General features: G+C 69.4%; 18 protein-coding genes. 3 read left to right on the top strand and 15 right to left on the bottom strand.

Annotated features, from left to right (window positions below; translation table 11 throughout):
- Positions 1-2: 2 nt before the first annotated feature.
- A complete protein-coding gene (locus AB0B82_RS20800; RefSeq protein ID WP_360170696.1) occupies positions 3-749 on the bottom strand; it encodes an SDR family oxidoreductase in 747 nt (248 codons plus the stop codon).
- A gap of 101 nt (positions 750-850) precedes the next feature.
- Between AB0B82_RS20800 and AB0B82_RS20795 the strand changes: the two genes are divergently transcribed.
- From AB0B82_RS20795 to AB0B82_RS20785, 3 genes are all read left to right on the top strand, one after another.
- Positions 851-1405, top strand: coding sequence for a helix-turn-helix transcriptional regulator (locus tag AB0B82_RS20795; RefSeq protein WP_360170693.1), 555 nt, complete (start codon positions 851-853; stop codon positions 1403-1405).
- On the top strand, positions 1383-1673 hold the full coding sequence (locus AB0B82_RS20790; protein ID WP_360170690.1) for a hypothetical protein: 291 nt from the start codon (positions 1383-1385) through the stop codon (positions 1671-1673). Before AB0B82_RS20795 ends, AB0B82_RS20790 begins: the two co-directional genes overlap by 23 nt.
- Before the next feature lie 208 nt (positions 1674-1881).
- Positions 1882-3795, top strand: coding sequence for a CocE/NonD family hydrolase (locus AB0B82_RS20785; RefSeq protein ID WP_360170687.1), 1914 nt, complete (start codon positions 1882-1884; stop codon positions 3793-3795).
- 42 nt (positions 3796-3837) lie between these two features.
- Here AB0B82_RS20785 and AB0B82_RS20780 read toward each other — a convergent pair whose 3' ends face one another.
- The 14 genes from AB0B82_RS20780 to AB0B82_RS20715 are packed head-to-tail and all read right to left on the bottom strand — an operon-like array spanning position 3838 to position 19927.
- A complete protein-coding gene (locus AB0B82_RS20780; protein ID WP_360170684.1) occupies positions 3838-4989 on the bottom strand; it encodes a glycosyltransferase in 1152 nt (383 codons plus the stop codon).
- Positions 4990-7620: a glycosyltransferase gene (locus AB0B82_RS20775; RefSeq protein ID WP_360170681.1), complete on the bottom strand. Its 2631-nt coding sequence runs from the start codon at positions 7618-7620 to the stop codon at positions 4990-4992.
- Positions 7617-8918: a nucleotide sugar dehydrogenase gene (locus AB0B82_RS20770; RefSeq protein WP_360170678.1), complete on the bottom strand. Its 1302-nt coding sequence runs from the start codon at positions 8916-8918 to the stop codon at positions 7617-7619. The genes AB0B82_RS20775 and AB0B82_RS20770 overlap by 4 nt, the downstream gene beginning before the upstream one ends.
- A 25-nt stretch (positions 8919-8943) precedes the next feature.
- Positions 8944-10152, bottom strand: a complete 1209-nt coding sequence (locus AB0B82_RS20765; protein ID WP_360170675.1) for an acyltransferase — start codon at positions 10150-10152, stop codon at positions 8944-8946.
- A 4-nt stretch (positions 10153-10156) separates the two neighbouring features.
- On the bottom strand, positions 10157-11209 hold the full coding sequence (wecB, locus tag AB0B82_RS20760; protein ID WP_360170672.1) for a UDP-N-acetylglucosamine 2-epimerase (non-hydrolyzing): 1053 nt from the start codon (positions 11207-11209) through the stop codon (positions 10157-10159).
- A gap of 5 nt (positions 11210-11214) precedes the next feature.
- Positions 11215-12213, bottom strand: coding sequence for a Gfo/Idh/MocA family oxidoreductase (locus AB0B82_RS20755; RefSeq protein ID WP_360170669.1), 999 nt, complete (start codon positions 12211-12213; stop codon positions 11215-11217).
- Between the two features lie 2 nt (positions 12214-12215).
- Positions 12216-13307 (bottom strand): DegT/DnrJ/EryC1/StrS family aminotransferase, encoded by a 1092-nt coding sequence (locus AB0B82_RS20750; RefSeq protein ID WP_360170806.1) that lies wholly within the window; start codon positions 13305-13307, stop codon positions 12216-12218.
- Positions 13304-13939: an acyltransferase gene (locus AB0B82_RS20745; protein WP_360170666.1), complete on the bottom strand. Its 636-nt coding sequence runs from the start codon at positions 13937-13939 to the stop codon at positions 13304-13306. Before AB0B82_RS20745 ends, AB0B82_RS20750 begins: the two co-directional genes overlap by 4 nt.
- Positions 13912-15111: a hypothetical protein gene (locus AB0B82_RS20740; RefSeq protein ID WP_360170663.1), complete on the bottom strand. Its 1200-nt coding sequence runs from the start codon at positions 15109-15111 to the stop codon at positions 13912-13914. Before AB0B82_RS20740 ends, AB0B82_RS20745 begins: the two co-directional genes overlap by 28 nt.
- Entirely contained in the window at positions 15111-15839 is a 729-nt protein-coding gene (locus tag AB0B82_RS20735) for a hypothetical protein (RefSeq protein ID WP_360170660.1), read from the bottom strand. The genes AB0B82_RS20740 and AB0B82_RS20735 overlap by 1 nt, the downstream gene beginning before the upstream one ends.
- Positions 15836-17158 (bottom strand): glycosyltransferase, encoded by a 1323-nt coding sequence (locus AB0B82_RS20730; protein ID WP_360170657.1) that lies wholly within the window; start codon positions 17156-17158, stop codon positions 15836-15838. Before AB0B82_RS20730 ends, AB0B82_RS20735 begins: the two co-directional genes overlap by 4 nt.
- On the bottom strand, positions 17155-18252 hold the full coding sequence (locus tag AB0B82_RS20725) for a glycosyltransferase (RefSeq protein WP_360170654.1): 1098 nt from the start codon (positions 18250-18252) through the stop codon (positions 17155-17157). Before AB0B82_RS20725 ends, AB0B82_RS20730 begins: the two co-directional genes overlap by 4 nt.
- Positions 18253-18255: 3 nt before the next feature.
- The gene (locus AB0B82_RS20720) at positions 18256-19044 is read right to left on the bottom strand and encodes an ABC transporter ATP-binding protein (protein WP_360170651.1); all 789 of its coding nucleotides are present in this window, start codon (positions 19042-19044) and stop codon (positions 18256-18258) included.
- Between the two features lie 16 nt (positions 19045-19060).
- Positions 19061-19927, bottom strand: a complete 867-nt coding sequence (locus AB0B82_RS20715) for an ABC transporter permease (RefSeq protein WP_360170648.1) — start codon at positions 19925-19927, stop codon at positions 19061-19063.
- Positions 19928-20997 lie beyond the last annotated feature (1070 nt).

Below are 20997 nucleotides of genomic sequence, written 5' to 3'. Positions count from 1 at the left end.
GCTCAGGCCTCCTTCGTCGGTTGAATCACCAGCGATGGAAGGTTCACCCAGCGCGGCCGCGTGACGACGTACGCGATCAGCTCCGCGACTTCGCGCACCGGAACTGCGGGCAAATCGGTCCGCAGCCCGTCCACCATGGTCTGCACCTCGGCCGGCAGGTCGGCGGCGAGTTCGGTGCCGTCGATCAGCCCGGGCTGTACGTCGGTGACCCGGATCCCTTCGGCGGACAACTCGGCGCGCAGCGTGCGGGTCAGGTGGCTGACCGCCGCCTTTGAGGCGCCGTACGCCGACATCGCGGCGTTGATGCGCTGACCGGCCAGCGACGACACGTTGATCAGGTCGGTGGTACGGGTCGAGGCCGAGCGACGCAGCGCCGGCAGGAATGCGTGCGTGACGTTGACGACGCCGTTCAGGTTGACGTCGACCGTACGGCGCCACGCGTCGGCCGGCCCGTCCGCGAACGGGACCAACTGCATGACACCGGCGTTGTTCACCAGCAGATCGAGGTCGCCCAGCCGATCCTGGACGAGGGCCGCCGCCTCAACGACGGACTCCTCCGACGTGACATCGGCGGGTACGACGAGCGCCGTACCGCCGGCCTCGGCGATCTGGCCGGCGACCTTCTCGAGGCGGTCGCGGCGCCGGGCGAGCAGTGCGACGGCGGCTCCGTCGGCCGCGAGACGGGTGGCGATGGCGGCGCCGATTCCGCTGGCGGCGCCGGTGACCAGTGCGATGCGTGAAGTACTCATGCCTTCACCGTCGCCCGCAGCGACGGGCCGCAGAAGAGTCGCTTCGACCGTAGGTCTGCCAGTACCACCCAATGGTTGGACGCCGTGAGGATACTGGAAGGGTGCGACCGCAACTGGGAGAGTTTCTGCAGACGCGCAGAGCTCAGGTGCGGCCCGAGGACGTCGGGCTGCGGCCCGGGCGGGACCGGCGCGTCGCCGGCCTGCGCCGCGAGGAGGTCGCGCTGCTGGCGAACGTCAGCGTGGACTACTACATCCGCCTGGAGCAGGGCCGCGCCGCCAACCCGTCGACTGCGGTCCTGAGTGCCGTCGCTGACGCGCTCCGGCTGGATCAGGCCGAGCGCGAGCACCTGCGTCGATTGGCCTGCACAGCGCCACCCGCCGTACCCGCAGCAGCCCAGGTGCGGCCGCAGCTGAAGGCGATGATCGACGCGATGCACGAGCTCCCGGCGATCGTCCTCGACCGGCTGAGCAACGTGCTGGCCTGGAACGCCGCCGCGACCGAGGTGATCGCGGACTTCGACGGCGGCGCGCCGCGGAACATGGCGCGGCTGTACTTCCTGGACCCTTCGGCGCGTGACTACTACGTCGGCTGGGACATCGTGGCCGAGGGTGCCGTCGCGCAGCTCAGGCGGGGTGTCGGCCGAGTACGCCGATGACGCCGAGCTGGCCGCGCTCGTCGACGAACTCCGCGCGGCCAGCGCGGACTTCGCGCGGTTCTGGACCTCCCAGGACGTTCAGAACCGCTCAGCCTGTGCCAAGACCCTCAACCACCCTCGAGCCGGCCGCCTCACCTTCGCTCTGGAGCCCCTCGAGCTCCCGGCCGACGACGGCCAGTTCGTGCTCACCTACACCCCCGCCGACGAGGCCACCCGAGCCTGGCTCGGGAGCCGCGCACTGGCCGCGGCTGAACCACCGTTCTCGTAGGCCCGGTCGTCGTTGCCGTTCGGCGGCGTAAGGCAGCTCGCGTCAGGCCGGCCGAGTAGAGGCTGCCCGCCTGGTCCGCGGAGGCGAAGTATTACCCGTGTCGTTCACGAAAGGTGAGCGGGCGAGTGAGTTCTGTGCACAGAATAGAGCCTCACCTACCGCCCATAGGGGGAATTCACGAATGCGCAGAACTCGGTTACGTGCCGGCATGGCGCTGCTGCTGGCGGCCGTCGTGGCGCCGGCAGCCTCGCTCACCGCGGTGGCAGGCCCGACCGCCGCACCGCCCAAACCCTTTGTGCAGGGCACCCAAACCGTGCCCGCCTACGACTACGACAATTCGATCCACGAGCGCGTCCAGGTCGACGTACCCAAGCTCGACGGTGACGCGAACGGGATCACCGATCAGATCACCGTCGACATCATCCGGCCGGGCGAGGCGGCCGAGGCCGGGATCGACGTACCGGTGATCATCCAGGCGTCGCCGTACTACGCGGGCGACCCGTCGAGCTACTTCGACAGCGCCGGGGTCCGCCAGGTGTACGGGAGCTGGCTGGACAACTACTTCGTGCCGCGCGGGTACGCCGTCGCGTTCGTCGACATGCCCGGTACGTTCCGGTCGACGAGCTGCAGTGACGTCGGCGCCGACCTCGAGGTACTCGGCACCAAGGCGGTCATCGACTGGCTGAACAACCGCACCACCGGCCACAACCCCGACGGCAGCCCGGCCAAGGCGGACTGGTCGACCGGCAAGGCCGGCATGATCGGCGTGTCCTGGAACGGCACCATCGCGAATTCGGTCGCGAGCACCGGTGTCCGCGGTCTGGAGACGATCGTCCCGATCGCCGCGATCTCCAGCTGGTACGACTACACGCGCGGCTTCGGTGTCCCGTTCTACGACGAGTACATGGGCTTCCTGCACGACTACGTCTCGAACGACGCGTCCCCGCGCTGCGTCGAGATGACCAACGAGATCGAGCAGGACTCCGACACCCGCACCGGCTCGTACAGCCACTGGTGGGACCCGCGGAACTACCGGCTGGACGCCTCGAAGATCCGCGCCAGCGTGTACGTCGTGCACGGGCTGGACGACGAGAACGTGAAGACCCGCCACTTCGGCGAATGGTGGGACGAGCTCGCGAAGCGGAACGTGCCGCGGAAGATCTTCCTGCACCAGGGCGTGCACCTGGACGGGTTCAGCTTCCGGGACGAGTGGGTCGACAAGCTGCACCCGTGGTTCGACTACTGGCTGCAGGGCCTGAACAACGGCGTCATGAACACACCGCAGGCCACGGTCCAGCGTGAGGACGGTTCGTTTGTCGACGAGACCAAGTGGCCCGCCGCGGGTGCCCGCCAAACGACGCTGAAGCTCAGCAAGCAGGCCGGCGCGAAGGCCGGCGGCCTGTCGATCGCGGCGCCGTCGAGTGACCCGATCAGCTTCACCGGCACCGACGAGCCCTCGGAGGACACCGTCGTCCTCGATCCGACCACGGCCCGTCCGGACCGAGCGGTGTTCCTGAGCGACGAACTGACCAAGGCGGTTCGGGTCAGCGGCACCGGCAAGGTGTCGGTCCGGGTCAAGGTCAACAAGGTTGCCTCCGGCATCAAGGCGCGCCTGGTCGACTACGGCACGGCGACCCGCTACCGCAACGTGACGAACGTACCGAACACCAGCGTCTGCTGGGGTGACGGCAACACGGCCGACACCGGCTGCTACCCGGACACGCAGGTCAACACCGCGGTCTCCGACTCGGCGGTCGTGGTCCGCACGCTCGCAGACGTCGGTCACTACAAATCCCTGTACAGCAAGGAATCCCTGCGGTCGGATCGTTGGTACGACCTCTCGTTCGAGCTGAACGCCGACGACGTCGTGTTCGCGGCCGGTCACCGTCTCGGCCTCGTCCTGACCGTCGAGCCCGACAACCCGTCCGTACCGTTCACCGGCGCGACGATCACGCTCGACCCGACGCGGTCGTCGCTCACGCTGCCGCTGACGGGTTACACCGCCGCGCTGCAGACGGCCCCGGCTCCGCAGGAACGTGTCCCGGCGACCCGCCTGGCCCAGCCGGAGCCCGAGCACGATCCGGTCAAGCTGATGGAGCAGATGGTCGAAGCATCCCGCTGATGACCGAAGCCCGTCCCGGCGCACCCGAGCCGGGGCGGGCACTCACAGCTCGTTGTACGCGGCAACCAACGTTGCGGAGTCGGTTTCCCAGTTGAGCTCGGCCGCGGCCGAACGGACTCCGTCGGTGTACGTCGGGTAGTTGTCGATCACCGTCCGCACCGCGGTCGCGAGCGACTCCGCGTTTCCCGGCTCGTAGAGCGCACCGAGCTTGTACTGCGTGACGACCGCGCGCAGCTCGGGAAGATCCGCGGCGACGACCGGGACCCCGGCGCGCACCGCGTGGAACAGCTTGTTCGGCAGCGCGAGCCGATGGTTCTCGCAGGTGTTCGTCAGCGTGACCAGCGAGATGCCGTACGAGCGCAGCGTGTCGTCGACCTCGTCGATGGACCGCTCCGCGACGGTCTCCACCGGCCCCAGATCCAAGCGATAGTTGGGATCCACCGATCCCATCAGGACCGTCCGGAACGGCGCCAGCCGACGGGCGGCCGCAACCACGGTCGGCAGATCCCGCCCGGCCCCGACGCGTCCGGCGTACAGCAGCCCCTCGGGTCGTTCTGGTGCGGGTGGTACGTCGTCAGCGCGCGGGAACGTGTTCCGTACGACGCGAACATCGGACAACCCGCGCGAACGCAACCGTGCGGCGATGCCGTCCGACACCGTGAAAACGACCCGCGCTTTCGCGGCCAGCGCCACCTCGTACCGCCGGCCGCGTGCCCGCCACAGCGGCGTCGGCCGCCCCGGCAGCGCCCGGTCGAACCACAGCTCGTGGCTGTCGTAGATCAGCGTCGCCGACCATTTGGCGGCGTACTCCGCGGCCAGTTCGAGCGTGTTGAAGTCGTGCGCGTGGACGACGTCGACCGGTCCGGCCGCGGCCACGCGATCAGCGGCAGCAATCCGCCACTGCCGCTCGGTGCGGTTGCGGTGCTCCGGCAGCAACAGCCACCGTCCGAATCGCTTGACCAGCACCTTGGGCCCGGAGTGTCCGTGCCCGACCGTCAGCCCGCCGTTGCCGGTCCGCAAGCCGGACGAGCGGGAGACCGACTCCACCGTGATCCCAGGGCCGATCTCGAAGCCCTCGGGGACGTCCCGACCGATCACGTGCAGCGTATGACCGGCCGTGGCGAGCGCCGTCGCCTCCCGCAGGATCCGCGAGTCCCCGGCGATCGGGGACTGCGCGATCATCAGAATCCGCACTTACTCGTTCTCGCCCTCGGCAGCCGGCAGCTCGTCGGTCACGAACGGCAGCAGCGCCTCGACCGACTTTCGTCCGTCGTGCAGGTCGCGCACGTACGCCGGTCCCGCGTCGGCGATCTTGCGGGCCGTGTCGCGCTCGGCGACCAGCCGCTCGATCACGTCGGCCAGGTCGTCCGGCGTCGCCTCGGCGATCGGCAGCTCGGTCGGCAGCAGGTCCCGGACCGGGTCCGCGATGTGCCCGACGGTGACCCGCCCGGCCGCCATCGCCTCGCACGCGAACACGCCGTACGAGCCGAGCAGCAGCTGGTCGACCACGATGTCCGCGCTCTTCACCATCTCGGTGAGCTCCGAGTGCGCCACGTTCTGGACCCGGTTGTACTTGATCAGGCCCTTGGCATCCAGCTCGGTCAGCACCGGGTCGACGTACGCCGAACCCTTCAGCGCCGAGGCCGACGGCGCGTGCAGCACCACCGGGACCTCACGCTCGAGCACCGGCTGTGTCGAGACGAACTTCTCGACGTCGACGGTGAGCGGCAACCAGATGCCGTTGTCGACGAACTCCAGCAGGTCCGGCGTGGTGACGTAGACCGGACCCTCGTAGCCCTCGAGGTGGCGGCGCATCACGTTGTTCGCCGCCTGCAGGCGCATCGTCAGCTCGTCGTCCGGGTTGCGGAACGGCGAGTACTTGTACTTCGCGCGGTGCATCGCGGGGTCACGGATGTCGGACCCGTGGAACACCAGACCGTGCTTGATCCCGGCCTGGTCCAGGATCGGGACGTCGGTCGTCCACATCCCTCCGCGGGCCTGGCCGAACATCGGCCGGCCGGCCTCGAACAGAATGTGGGTGACCTCACGCAACGCGTACGCCGTCAGCTCCAGCTGCCAGCGCAGGTCGGAGCGGTACTGCTTGTAGGTCCCGGTCAGGTGCACCTGGAAGTCGAACGCGCCACTGCCTGTGGTCAGCGACTCGGCCTTGATCTCCGGCACCTGCCGCTCCAGTGCAGTCGCCCACAACCAGGCCTGACCGGCGCTGTTGACCGGACCCAGCAGCAGGTGCTTCTGCGTCTTGCGAATCTTGCCGCCGCCTGGCCGGGTCACTTCCAGCTGCTTCCCGGTCAGCTCGCCGTACAGCGCGCGCAGCTTGGTCGCCTGGCCGGACCAGGACACCTCCTGCTGGTACGCCGGATCCGCAACCCGCTCGCGGTAGCTGTCCAGATCGCCGAGCACGGTCCGTACCTTCGACGCCAGCTCGTGCGGGTTCCCCGCGGCGAAGACCTCGCCGATCCGGGTGCGGTCGACGAACTCCTTCATGCTCGGCATGTCGCTGACCACCACCGGCAGTCCGGCGAACGCGTACTCGAACAGCTTGTTCGGCAGCGCCATCTCGTGGCTCGGGTAGCGCAGGATCGGGATCAGGCCGACGTCCGCGGTGCGCAGGAAGGCGACCACCTCGTCCGGCTTCACCGGGTCCAGGCAGTGCAGCCGGTCCTGCACCTCCAACTGCAGTGCCAGCGCCTGCAGCGCACGGACGGCGTCCGTCGCGACACCAGGCACACACACGACGGCCAGATGCGCGTCCGGCAGATCCACCAGGGCCTGCACGGCGGTCTCGATGCCGCGCGCCCGCGTGACGCCGCCGCTGTACACCAGCAATGGCACGTCCGGCTTCAGGCCGATCCGGCTGCGGATGTCGGACACCTCGACCGACACGTCAGCCGGGTTCGGCGTGTTCATCACGACGACGGGTTCGTGCGCCAGCTTGTGCTCGGTCCGCAACCGGGTCGCGATCGCCGGGCTGACGGTCACCACTCGGTCGACGTCACCGAGATACTCGCGCTCGTGGTTCGCCCAGGCGGCGATCGAGCGTCGCGTGCGGGCGCCGTACTGCGACAGTCCGGCGACGTACTCGTGCGCGTCGTAGACCACCTTCAGCGTCCGGCCGCGCAGCTTCGCCCGGCCGGCGGCGCGGGTCGCGACACCGATCACGTGCATGTCGTGCGCGTGCACGACATCCGGCTCGAGGCGGTCGATGAGGTCGCCGAACGCGACCTCGAGGTCCAGCGCCTCCGGGTGCAGCTTGCGCCACGGCGCCGGCCAGGGCAGCCGGTGCAGTACGCCGTCGTACGCCCGCCAGCCGAACTTGAACGGGATGTCGGCCTTGTTGCCGACACCCTTGCGGACCCAGGTGACCTTCTGTGCGGCCGTCCAGCGCGCGCGGCGCACCAGCCGGGCCGCGACACCGGCCTTGAATGCGAGCGGGTTCGCCTGGCCCGCCTTGGCACGGGCAATCGCGTGCCCGGAGTCCGCCTTCAGCTCCTTGAGTTCGGCAGAGATCCGCTGGCTGCGCGCCACGTAGGTGGACCGGTGCCGGTAGCCGACCAGCGGCGGCCGCCAGTCCCGGCGCGCCGTCCGGCGGCGTTTCCGCTCGTCGCGCAACGCGTACGGCACCGGCACCCGGACGATCAGTGCGCCGTCGAGCATCTCGCGCGGCGGCTGGCCGCCGCCCGCGACCCCGAGCACCGTCACCTCTGCTCCAGTCTCGGCCAGCGCGGCGGCCTCCTTGCGCACCCGGCTGTCGTTGGTGACGTCGTTGGCGACGAGCATCACGACCCGCAGGGGGGCTTCAGTCACTGGCTGTTCGACCTTCCGATCACAATTCGCCGCACGCCGGCCCACTTGGCCGGGTCGGTGCGGTCACGTCCGTCGACAAGCACTTTCACACCCGGCAGGTCGGCCGGGCTCAGCTGCGCGTACTCCGCGTGGTCCGCCTGCAGGACCGCGGCGTCCACCGGCGTGCCCAGCGCGTACGGCGTGAAGCCGAGGCCCTGGAGCTCCTCGTCGGTGTACATCGGGTCGTGCACGGACACGTCGGCGCCGCGCGCCTTCAGCGCCTCCACGGCCGGGAAGACCCCGGAGAACGCCGTTTCCTTGACACCACCACGGTACGACGCGCCGAGCACCACGACCTTGGCGCCGTTGAGGTCGCCGAAGGCGCCCTCGAGCAGGCCGATCGTGTAGTCGGGCATGCCGGCGTTCGCCTCGCGGGCGGCCCGGACGACGGTCGCGTCAGGGTCGGTGTACAGGTACAGCCGCGGGTACACCGGGATGCAGTGCCCGCCGACCGCGATACCCGGCCGGTGGATGTGGCTGTACGGCTGCGAGTTCGACGCCTCGATGACCGCGTGCACGTCGATGCCGTTCTGGCCGGCGAACCGGGCGAACTGGTTCGCCAGGCCGATGTTCACGTCGCGGTAGGTGGTCTCGGCCAGCTTCGCCAGCTCGGCCGCCTCGGCCGAGCCGAGGTCCCAGACGCCGTTCGCGCGCTCCAGGTCCGGCCGCTCGTCGAAGTCCAGCACGGCCTCGTAGAACGCGGTGGCGCGCTTCGCCCCCTCCTCGGACAGGCCGCCGACCAGCTTCGGGTACTTGCGCAGGTCCGCGAAGACGCGGCCGGTGAGCACCCGCTCCGGCGAGAACACCAGGTGGAAGTCGGTGCCCTCGGTCAGGCCGGAGATCTCCTCGATCATCGGCTTCCACCGGTTCCGGGTGGTGCCGACCGGGAGCGTGGTCTCGTAGCTGACCAGCGTGCCCGGGGTCAGGTGCTGGGCCAGCGAACGGGTGGCGTTCTCCATCCAGCCGAACTCGGGCTGACCGGTTTGCTCGTCCACGAACAGCGGCACGACCACGACCACGGCGTCGCTGTTCGGGATCGCGTCCGCGTAGTCCGTGGTCGCCCGCAGGCGGCCGTCGGCCACGGTCTCGGACAGCAGCTCCTGCAGGTGGGCCTCACCCGGGAACGGCTCCTGGCCGGCGTTCACCAGCTCGACGAACTTCTCGTTGATGTCGACGCCGACGACCTGGTGGCCCTTGGCCGCGAACTGGACCGCCAACGGCAGTCCGATCTTGCCTAAGGCAACAACACTGACACGCACAGCAACTCCACTAGGTAGTGATTCTTCATCGGGGTCCTCGGAGCTTCCGTTCCAGCGGGTGCTCGACGAACTGGTAGAGCAGCCACGAGACGAAGATCGAGATGGCACAGACACCGGCGTACCAGGTCAGGTTGGACCAGCCGATCGGGCCGGCAATCCCGTGGTACTCCTTGATCGCGTACAGGATCGTGGCGTGCACCAGATAGAACGCGTACGACCACTGGCCGAGCTTGACCAGCGGCGTGCTGCGCAGCAGCGAACGGCCGCCACGCGTGTCGCGGGCGGCGACCGCGAGGATCAGGAAGCCGTACAGCAGGGTCAGGAACTCCTTCTGGCACAGTCCCAGTGTGGTCGCTCCCGGAACCTCGGCCGGGTGCGAGCCGGAGTACCACAGGTAGAACAGGCCGCCGCCGGTGACCAGGAACGCGAACCAGACCGGGATCCGCGGCTTCCAGCCGGACCGCAGGGTGATCGCCAGACCGATGCCGAACAGGAACGCGACCGAGTGCAGGATCGGCTGCGGCAGCACCGGCACCTCGGTCTTGTAATGGAACAGCGCCAGCCGGTACGCACCGCCGGCGACGACCACCGCGATACACAGCAGCAGACCGCCGATGGTCTTCAGCTTCCGGGTGGCCCGCCAGACGAACGGGAAGTAGGCGTAGAAGAACGCCTCCACCGAGAGCGTCCAGCCGGCCGGGTTACCGCCGTACAGGATGGCCGGGTTGTTCGACCAGCCCTGCACCAGGAACGCGGACAGCACCAGCACGGTCACCGAGACCGGCTTGATCCAGGCCATCCCGGCCGGCGGCTCGAACCGGTAGAAGACGAAGATCGCCGCGACCAGCGTCAGGAAGTACAGCGGGAAGATCCGGGCGAACCGGCGCCGGTAGAACGTCCGGATCTTCGTCCCCGGCTGCGCCGACCAGGTCAGCACGAAACCGGACAGCACGAAGAAGAACGTGACACCCGAGGTGCCGTACTTGAGGAAGTCGTACACCGGCAGCGGCGCCAGCTGCGTCATGTGATGGCAGAACACGAAGAACGCCGCCCACCAGCGCAGGCCGGTGAGCGACTCGACTCGTGGCAACCTCGCCGCGGAGCCGCGCGGTGGTGCGCCGGACTCGCCCGGGAAGGTACTGACCGGCGCACCGGGGGGCGGGGTCCCAACATCGGCCGACCCAGGGGTGTCCTGGGCCGGCGGTGTCTGGTTCTCTTCGGCGGCCTTGGTCATGTAGTTACTCCGCGAGAGTGGCGACGACACGCTCCGCAGCGTGTCCGTCGCCGTACGGCATCGGGCGGTCCCCCGTCGGTGCCGGCCTGGCGGCCAACTCGGGCAGCTTACTCACGTCGGATGTCAACACGTTCCATCCGTCCTCGAGCGTCTCCACCCATTCGGTCTCGGTACGCAGCGTGGTGCACACCCGGCCGAGCAGGAAGGCCTCCTTCTGCAGGCCTCCGGAGTCGGTGACGACACCGGCCGAACCGAGGACGGCGGCGACCATCTCCGGGTAGGCCAGCGGCTCGCGGACGTGCAGCGAGCCGTCCGAACGGTCGAGCTTGATGCCGTGCTCGGCGCACTTCGCGACCAGCCGCGGGTGAGCCAGCAGCAGCACCGGCGAACCGGCCGCGGCGAGACCCTCGACGATCGCGGCCAGCCGCTCCGGGTCGTCGGTGTTCTCGGCCCGGTGGATGGTCGAGACGACGTACTCACCGCGCTCGAACGGCAGGTCCAGCGCGTTGTCCTTGACCGCGTCGCGGACCCGGAAGCACACGTCGGTCATGACGTCGCCGACCAGCCGCGACTTCGCCGCCAGCCCCTCGGTGGCCAGGTGGTCCATCGCCACCTGGGTCGGGGCCAGCAGCAGGTCGGCCGCGTGGTCGGTCAACACCCGGTTGTGCTCCTCCGGCATCAGCCGGTTGAACGAGCGCAGCCCGGCCTCCAGGTGCGCCACCGGCAGGTGCATCTTCACCGCCGACAGCGCACCGGCCAGCGTCGAGTTGGTGTCGCCGTACACCAGCACCCAGTCCGGCTTGTGCTCGTCGAGGACGCCGTCCATCGCGGCCAGCATCGCGCCGGTCTGCACACCGTGGCTGCCGGACCCGACGCCCAGGTGGACGTCCGGGTCCGGGATCCGCAGGTCCGCGAAGAAGACGTCCGACATGTTCTTGTCGTAGTGCTGACCGGTGTGCACGATCACGTGCTCGTGGTCGGTGGCGGCGAAAGCCTCCGCGACCGGTGCCAGCTTCACGAACTGTGGCCGCGCGCCGACAACGCTCAGAACCTTCATGACGACTAGGACTCCCCGTCGATCGTGACGGTCCGGTTCTCGGCCGCGGACAGCAGCGCGGCCTCCGCGACCTGCACCGTGGCCAGGCCCTGCTGCAGCGTGACGATGTCCGCTTCCTTGCCCAGTACGGCGTCGCGGAACGCCTCGTGCTCCGTGCGCAGCGGCTCCGGCTTGCTGATCGCGTACCGGATCATGTCGCCCTCGCTGACACCGCGGAAGTGCGCGACGTCGTCCCAGGCGGTGGCGACCGTGCCGTTGGCGTGGAAGGACAGGTCGGCGAGCAGCGTGTCGGCGATGAACGCGCCCTTCTCACCGGTGACGACAGTGAGTCGCTCCTTCATCGGGGACAGCCAGTTGATCAGGTGGCTGGTGACGGTGCCGTCGGCCAGCTTGCCGGTCACCGCGATCAGGTCCTCGAACTGGCGGCCGGACTTGTGCGCGGTCTGCGCGGCCACCGAGACGAACGGCGACCGGGTCACCCAGGCGGTCAGGTCGATGTCGTGGGTGGCCAGGTCCAGCGTCACGCCGACGTCGGCGATCCGGGCCGGGAACGGTCCCTGACGACGCGTGGTGATCTGGTAGATCTCGCCCAGCTCGCCGTTCTCCAGGCGGGTCCGCAGCGCCTGCAGCGCGGGGTTGTACCGCTCGATGTGGCCCACCGCGCCGATCAGCCCCGCGGCCTCGAACGCCTTCGCGATCTCGGTCGCCTCGGCGGTCGAACCGGCCAGCGGCTTCTCGATCATCGCGTGCACGCCGGCCTCGGCCAGCGCCTTCGCGATCTCGGCGTGGTACTGGGTCGGCACCGCGACCATGCAGTAGTCGAGCTTCTCGGCGATCAGCTGCTCGATGTTCTCGTGCACCGGCCGGCCGCCGGCGACACCGAACTTGTCACCGCCCGGGTCGGCCACGGCGACCAGGTCGACACCCTCGAGGGAAGCCAGCACCCGGGCGTGGTGCCGGCCCATCATGCCCAGGCCGATCAGGCCCGCACGCAGGTTCGCCATGGTCACGCACCCGCCTTCGCCACGGTGTTCACCGCGGTCACGATCCGGTTCAGGTCTTCCTCGGACAGCGAGGGGTGGACCGGCAGCGAGAGCACCTCGGCCGCGGCCTTCTCGGTCTCCGGCAGGTCCAGGTCGCGCTGGAACGACGGGAGCCGGTGGTTCGGGATCGGGTAGTACACGCCGCAGCCGACGCCGTACTCGGTGCGCAGCGCGTTCGCGAAGCCGTCGCGGTCCTCGGTCACGCGGATCGTGTACTGGTGGTACACGTGAGTCGCCTCGGCGGCCACCGCCGGCACCGCGACACCCTGCAGGTTCGCGTCCAGGAAGGCCGCGTTCTCCTGCCGCTGCTTGGTCCAGCCGGCCAGCTTGGTGAGCTGCACCCGGCCGATCGCGGCGTGCAGGTCGGTCATCCGGTTGTTCAGGCCGACCAGCTCGTTCTCGTACTGCTTGAGCATGCCCTGGTTGCGCAGCAGGCGCATCCGGCGCTCGATGTCGTCGTTCGCGACCGAGTTCATACCGCCCTCACCGGACGTCATATTCTTGGTCGGGTAGAGGCTGAACATCGCGAACTCGCCGAAGGTGCCGACCGGAGCGCCGTTCCAGGTCGCGCCGTGCGCCTGCGCGGCGTCCTCGTAGATCTGGATGCCGTGCTTGTCGGCGATCGCCTGCAGCGCGGTCATGTTCGCCGGGTGACCGAACAGGTGCACCGGCATGACGGCCTTGGTCTTCTCGGTGATCGCGGCCTCGACGGCCTGCGGGTCCAGGCAGAAGTAGGTCGGCTCGATGTCGGCGAACACCGGGGTGGCGCCGGTCAGCGCGACGCTGTTCGCGGTCGCGGCGAAGGTGAAGGACGGGACGATGACCTCGTCACCCGGTCCGACCCCCGCGGCCAGCAGGCCCAGGTGCAGACCCGAGGTGCCCGAGTTCGTCGCGACGCACGCCCGGCCGGAGACCAGCGCTGCGCCGAACTCCTGCTCGAACGCCGCAACCTCGGGGCCCTGCGCCAGCATCCCGGACTGCATGACCCGGTCGACGGCTTCGCGCTCCTCCTTCCCGATGATCGGCTTCGCGGCCGGAATCGGCTGCACCATCAGTTCTCCTCCTGGTTTTCTCCGGCCGGCCGCAGCCGTCCGTCGGTTTCGATGTACATCTCGCCCGTGTTCGGGCACTTCCACTCGCCGTTCCCGACGTCGAGCAGCGGGACCCCGGCCTTGCCGACCCACTTGAGCCGGCGCGCCGGGACCCCGGCGACCAGCGCGAAGTCTGGCACGTCCTTGGTCACCACCGCACCCGCGGCGACGGTGGCCCAGCGGCCCACGGTGACCGGCGCCACGCAGACACTGCGCGCACCCAGCGAGCAGCCTTCCTTCAGTGTCACCCCGACCGGTTCCCAGTCGTGCCCGCTCTTCGGCGTCCCGTCCGGGTTCACCGCGCGCGGGAAGTAGTCGTTGGTGAGCACCACGGCCGGCCCGATGAACACGCCGTCCTCGAGGGACGCGGGCTCGTACACCAGCGCGTAGTTCTGGATCTTGCAGTTGTCGCCCATCCGGACCCCGGTCCCGACGTAGGCGCCGCGGCCGATGATGCAGTTCTTGCCCAGCACCGCGTGCTCGCGGATCTGGGCCAGGTGCCAGACCGACGAGCCGTCGCCGATCTCGGCACGCTCGTCGACATCGGCGGAGGGCGCGATGCGGGACGTCACAGGGTCTCCTTCGGGGTGAGCCAATTTCTCAGTGCTTCGGCCGAGCGGCGTCCGTCGTGCAGCTCCGCCACGAAGCCGGGGCCGGCGGCCGCGTGCTCGGCGGCGGTGTCACGGTCGGCGACCAGATCGCTCAGCACGTCACCGAGGGTGTCGGGATCCGCCTCCACGATCGGTACCTCTCGCCCGGCCAGACTACGCACCCGGTGGCGCACGGCTGCACCGACGTACGAAACCACGATGCGCCCGGCGGCGAGGGCCTCCGCGGCCGCCACGCCGTACAGGCCGATCCGCAGTTGGTCGACGACGATGTCGGCGTCGCCGATCACACTCGCCATCCGCTCGTGCGGGACGCCGGTGATCCGCCGGTACTCGATCCGGCCGCTCTCGTGCAGCCGGGTGAGGACGGCGTCGATCTCCTGCGTGCCTTTGAGTTTCGCGTTCGACGGTACGTGCGCGACGACCGGGCGGTCGTGCGCGAACAGCGGTCGCGCGCCCAGCTGCCACGGGGCCGGGTCGATGGCGACCGGCAGCCAGGTGGCGTCCGGTACGTCGTCCAGCAGGTCGACCGTGGAGACGAACACCGGAAGCTGCAGCGACTCGACCAGCTCGGCGTGCCGACGGGCCTGCGCCTCCAGGCGATCGGTCAGCTCGTCACCCGGAGCGAACGGCGACCAGCGCTCCCGCTTGGCATGCCGGCTCGGCAACCGGATGTCAGAACCGTGGAAAAGCAGGGAAACAGCGACACCCCGCGCCAGGAGCGCCTCGATGTCCGGCGCGGCGTCGGCGTAGCCGCGGGCACCGAACAGCGGACGCAGCGACTCCACCATCACGTGCGTGTAGTTGCCGGCGACGTACTGCTCCTGGGCGCGCTGCCAGCGCGGCTGACCGAACCACGCCAGCGGTACGCCGTAGTCGTCGGCGAACTGGAAATGTCCCTTGCGGTGCAGGGCGAACGAGACGGCGTCGACGTCCGGCAGGGTCTTGGCGGCCCGTGCCCAGGCGTGCCCCTGGCCGGCGGAGTTGGTCGGCCCGACCAGCATCCGCACCGGAGTCGTCGCCACCGGCGGGAACGCCGGCAGCTGCGCGAACGCGTACCGCGCGCCCCGCAGGCGCCGCCGGACCGCTCCCGCGGTCCGGGCCAACGGCGCCGGCAGGTGCTCGCGGAGTGCTCGCGTCACCGTCACTGTGTCACCCATTACGTCGTTGGGACCTTCATCATGTCGAGTTCGCGGCGGGCAGCCGGCAGACCGAGCACCACCGGGGTGCTCGCCTTGCGCTGGCCGAGATTCCAGCCGGCCCAGATCGCACCGGCGTCCAGCGCGATCACGACATCGGCCTGGTCGATCGTGGCCATCACGTCGCGACGGCTGAGGACGCGCTCCCAGTAGTTCTTGCCGAGGTCGTTGGACGCCCGCTGACCGCGCAGGAACTTCACCGGCGCCGAGGTCTTGATTGCCTTCGGCAACATCCGGCCGGCGACCTTGCGGGCCTTCCGGGCCCGCCACTGGACGGCCTTCACGACCCGCTTCGCACCGGTCGGCCGCGGCTTCGCCGCCGGGGCAGCAGCCGGAGCGGTCGGGGCAGTCGGGATCGGGCCGGCAGCGGCGACGTCGGCAGCGGCCGGGGCAACCTTCGCCTCGTCGGCGACGACGGCCTCCGGGTCCGCGACGGCTTCCGGCGCGATGACCGCGTCGGGCGCCTCGTCGGTGGACTCGACGGCCGGCTCCGGCTCAGGGGCCGGGGCGGCGGGCATCCGGCCCGGGCCGATCAGGGTGAACGAGTTCACCTTGTCGCCGACCCACGCCGACGGAGCGACCCAGCCGATCACATCGATGGTGAGGTTCTGGTCGCCGAGGTCCTCGCGGACCTGGTCGAAGTACGTCGGCGGCAGGCGCCGCGTCGACAGCAGGACGACGTTGCTCATGCAACCGCTCCCTTCACACTCGCGGCGAGCGCCTCGATCCGCGGATCCAGCTGCAGGTCCCGCCGGTACGACGCGCCGAACTCGCGGGCCTTCGCCCGGATGCCCTCGTCCGCGGTCCGCGCCGCGTGCGCCGCCTCGATCAGCGCGGCCGCGATCGCCTCCGGTGTCACATCGGCCACCGGGAACCACAGCGGGTGCCCGCGCAGTACATCGGACGCCGCGTTCTCGGGGTCGTGCACCGACACGATCGGCAGACCGGTTGCCAGGTACTCGAACACCTTGCCGCTGGTCACGTACCGGCCCTTGCCGAGCATCAGCAACTGCACGTCGAACTCGTCGTACGCCTTGGCGATCTCGGCCTTGCCGACCGGGCCCTCGTAGCTGACACCGGCCTCGGCGGCGTTGTTGATCGTCGCGAGCATGTCGGCCCGCGGCTGCGCGTAGTACCCGAGGTAGCCGTGGATCTTGGCCTTCGCGCCGGCCAGCTCCTCGGACTGCTCCTTGGCGAGCTGCCAGCCCTCGACGAACTCCGCGAGCGGCACCTTCGGCGACACCGTGCCGACGTACCCGAAAACGAGCGGGCGATCGGTGACGGCGCCGCGGTCGTGGGTGTCCGGCACCAGGTCCGGGTCGAAGCCGTTGGCGACCGTGTGCATCTTGGTCGCCTGCGCCGGGTAGAGCTGCTCGTGCCACTCCTTGATCGGGTCGTTCACGAACCAGACCTCGCGAGCGGACTCGACCAGCTTCTTCTCCCAGCGGGCCGCGCGGCTGTTCGGCTCGTGCAGCCGGTCACCGGTGAACACGTCCAGCAGCCAGGCATCGCGGTAGTCCATGACGTACGGCACCTGGAACCTCTTGTGCAGGTGGTACGCCGCGGTGAACGCGACGTGCGGGTTCGCGGTGGCCACCGTCAGGTCGACCTTGTGCGCCTTGTGGATGCGCTCCGCGGCCTTCTCGATCACCGAGCGCCAGGGCCCGTACCCGCTTTCCGGGAACGGGATCTGGTCCTGCTTGGTGCGCCACTTGCTCCACAGCTTCGGGTTCTGCGCCCGGCGCTTGGACCACTTGCGCAGGTCGGCCTCCAGGATCGGCCACTCGAACGGGACCCGGACGACCTCGACGGACGGGTCGACCCGTTCCTCGAGGGTCAGATCCGCGCCGGTGAACCGGAAGAACGTGTCGCGGTCGGCCGTCAGCACGGTCACCTTCCAGCCGAGCGCGGCGAACCGGTTGGCCGTGGCCAGGGCCCGGTAGACACCGCCGCCTCGGCAGGGCGGGAAGCCCCAGGCGACGTACAACAGGTGAGGGCGGTCGGTCATGCAGTTCCTCTTAAGAGATCGAGAATCGCGTCGGCCAGGTCGTCGTACGGCGTGGTCGTGGGCAGCCGGTCGGACGCCCACTGCAGCGCGTGGTCGCGCAGCTTCTCCAGCTCGCCCGGGTCCGCGGACCAGCGCCGCAGGGTCTCGGACGCCTCCGCCACCGAGTCCACCAGGACTCCGCCACCGGACTCCTCGATCACCTTCGTCTGCCGGGGCAGGCGGGTGGAGAGCACGGGAAGACCGCTGGCGAGGTACTCGTAGATCTTGGACGGCATCGCTTCCACGAACGCCGGGGTCGGCTGCAGCATCGCCAGGCTCGCCCAGGCACCGCGGGCGATCCGCCAGGCGTCGGCCGGCGGCTGGCGCCCGTGGAGCCGGACCCGGCCGGCCAGATCGGGCCGGGCGATCCGGGCCTCCAGGTCGTCCCGGTCCGCCTGCGCGACCGGGCCGACCAGGTCGAGAGACCACTCCGGCGCCGCGGCGACGGCCTCGACCATGTCGAACAGACCACGGCTGGTCCGCAGATCCCCGACGTACACCGCGCGCGGCGGGCCACTCGGCGGGGACGGGGACAAGAAGCCGTGGTCCGGAAGGTTCTGCACCACCAGGCGGCGCTTCGCCCGGTGCGGCGCGAGGTGCGAGTCGGCGACCACGGTCAGGTCGGCGCCCGCGGCCAGCTTCGAGCCCGCGCGGACGATCAGCCGGGCCGGCAGACCCGCCGGGCCCTGCGCCCAGGCGCGGTCGGCGAGCAGCCGCTCGTAGTCCTCGTGCACGTCGACGACGAACTTGCGCCGCCGCACGGCGGTGACCAGCCGGGTGACCGGAATCATGTCCGGGTCGACCGTCATCACCACCTTCGCGTTCGTCCGCCACGGCAGTACGGCGGTCCGCGCCAGCCGCTGCACCAGGTTGCCGCGCGGGCCCGCGTGCACGGTCGCACCGGCCGGGCCGCCGTCGGCATCACCGAGGCCCCACAGCTCAACCGAGAGGTCGCGGTGCTGCAGGGCCGCGGTGATCTTGTGCAGGCGCGCATCGGCCACGTCGTGGCCGGTCGTGATGATCCCCACGTCCGGCGCCGCCGTACTGCGTGACATTGGTCAGAGGTCCTCGAGTGAGACGGATTCCGCTTCGCCGACCTGCAGGAACTTCGTGTAGGCCGCGATGACCTCATTGGGCTCGCCGCGCATCATCAGCTTGCCCTTGTGCAGCCAGATGCAGTCGTTGCACAGCTCGCGCACGCTGCTCATCGCGTGGCTGACCAGGAACATGGTGCGGCTGTTGGTGACCAGCTCGCTCATCTTCGCCGCGGCCTTGGTCTTGAACGACGCGTCACCGGCCGACAGCGCCTCGTCGATCAGCAGGATGTCAGGGTCCATGTGCACCGCGACCGAGAACGCGAGCCGGCTGAACATGCCGGACGAGTACGTCCGCATCGGCATCTCCATGAAGTCGCCGAGCTCGGCGAAGTCCGCGATCTCCTCGTACTTCGCCTCGATCTCCTTGCGGCTCAGACCGGACGCGAGCCCGCCGAGCACGACGTTCTCCCGGCCGGACAGGGCGGCGTTGAAGCCGACGCCCAGCGCCAGCAGCGTCGAGACCCGGCCGTGCACCTCGATCCGGCCCGAGGTCGGCGGCAGGATGCCGGCGATCGAGCGCATCAGCGTCGACTTGCCGGCGCCGTTCGCACCGATGATGCCGATCGTGGTGCCGTGGTCGACGTCGAAGGAGACGTTCTGGACCGCCTTGACCTCGCGGACCGCGCGCTCGCCGCGGCCGAGCCGGACGATCGCGCTCTTGAACGTCGGCACCCGCTCGAACGTGGTCCGGTAGGTGATCGAGACGTCCTGCACCTTGACGGCCGGGATCCCCGTCGGGGTCTTCTGCATGGGCTTCTTCTCGGTCTCAGAGACGGACAACGAACTCACGCTCCCTCGACATGAAGAACAGCGATCCGACCACGAACGCGAGCAGCGCCCAGAATCCGGCACCGGCCCACATCTGCCACGCCGGGATGTCGCCGCGGACCAGCAGGTCGGTCCAGCCGCCGATCAGCGAGTACAGCGGGTTGTACTGGATGAAGCCCTTGAACTTCGGCGGGGCCTGCTCGGCGAACCACAGCACCGGCGACAGGTACAGCCAGATCCGCACGAAGTACGGCAGGAAGCTGGTGGTGTCGCGGAAGTAGACCTGCAAAGCCGCGAAGATCATCCCCATCCCGGCGGCGAACACCGTCAGCATCGCCAGGAACACCGGGGCGAGCAGCATCTGCCACTTCAGCGGCTGGCGCATCGCCAGGTGAATGACGAGGTAGACCCCGAGGGTCGGCAGGAACCGGAAGAACGCCGTCCGGACCGCCGACAGCGGCAGCAGCATCCGCGGGAACGACATGTTCATCAGCAGCTTGCCGCCACCGACCACGCTCTGGGCACCGGCCGTCATCGCACCGGAGAAGTAATAGAAAGCGAAGAGACCGCCGCACATGTGCGCGAACCGCTCGGAGGCGTCCACCTTCGAGCTACCGCCGGCGATGATGTCGACCAGCAGGTAGTACACAGCCGCCAGCAGCAGCGGGTTGAGCACCAGCCACACCTGCCCGAAGAAGGTGTTGGTGTTGGCCGCCCGGATGCTGGTCCGGGACATCTCCGCCGCGAACTCCCGCCGCTGCCACAGCGCCTTGAAGTACGGACGCAGCGCCGGCAGGCCGACCTTGTGTGGTTCGTACACGTGCACCGACGGGGTGAAGTCCTCGTCGACGCTAGTCGCGTTCATTCAGGCGATGCCTCTCTCTGCCGGAAAACTGGATCCACAATGGCCGATCACCCGGGTTTCGGCGGTTGCCGCCCGGGGTAAGGCAAACCTGCCACGCAGACCGGGAAGCAGAGTAGCGGATCGGCATGCACGCCGACGACACAGCGGTCCTCCTTAGTGAGCAACGACGTACAGACGGCTACCAAACGTCCTACCCCGCCGCTTCCCCAACACCTGCGTCGTCCGTCGCCGATCGTTATCCGGAATATACATTTGACAGCCGAGGACGGCCAAAATGCCTTCCTGGCAAAGAGGTCCCGTCGTGGACCTCATGGTCAAATCGTGGTCAATTCACCCGTACGACGCTACGCGACGGCCCAAGGTTGACGTGAGCTGGCCCACCGGCGCCCTTTTGGCGTGATGCCGACGCCGAGGTTGTGCCAGTGTGGCGCCGGTGATGACGGTGTTACCCCAGGAGGAGCCGACGGACCGGAGCGAGCCGGGCGGCGGACGTGACACGCAACATCACATCCGTGCTCGCCATGGACAGCCTCACCATCCATGGTGGTGCACCGCCGGCCACCTCCTGGGGTTCCACGGTCGATCCGGGAGCAGCTGCGCGCCGGGCGGCGCGCGGCGGCCGTGCCGGATCGTGCGGCACGATGACCAGGGCGGCGGTCATCGCACCCGGGGCCCGTCTTCCGGCTGCCAGACGGCAGACCGGGGCGACGGCCCCTTTCGTCCGTCCCCAGAGGTGCTGCGGGCGCCGGCAGGTGCGCGCAGCAGGTGTGGGGACGGACCGGAGACCGGAGGAGGACAGTACGCGCGGGGAGCCGGGCAGGAATCCGCGGGCACCGGGGACGGCAGCCACGACACGACGGGCGGCGGAACACGGCGGAACCGGTCGCATCGGGCACTCCTCCTCATTCGGCCTCACGATGGGAGATGCCACAGTTTGTACACCCTCCGGCACAGCGGGTGATGGCACGGAAGTGCTAGTACGGCAGCCGGACTTCGTGATTGTGGGCGTGGTGGCGCGACATGGGGCGGCCACCGCGTGATCATCCCGGAGTTGTGTGGAAACCAGAACA

The sequence above is a fragment of the Kribbella sp. NPDC048915 genome (assembly GCF_040649595.1).
Taxonomy (GTDB): domain Bacteria; phylum Actinomycetota; class Actinomycetes; order Propionibacteriales; family Kribbellaceae; genus Kribbella.
Note: the sequence above shows the minus strand (reverse complement) of the source record. Positions and strands in the feature narration are given on the sequence as shown.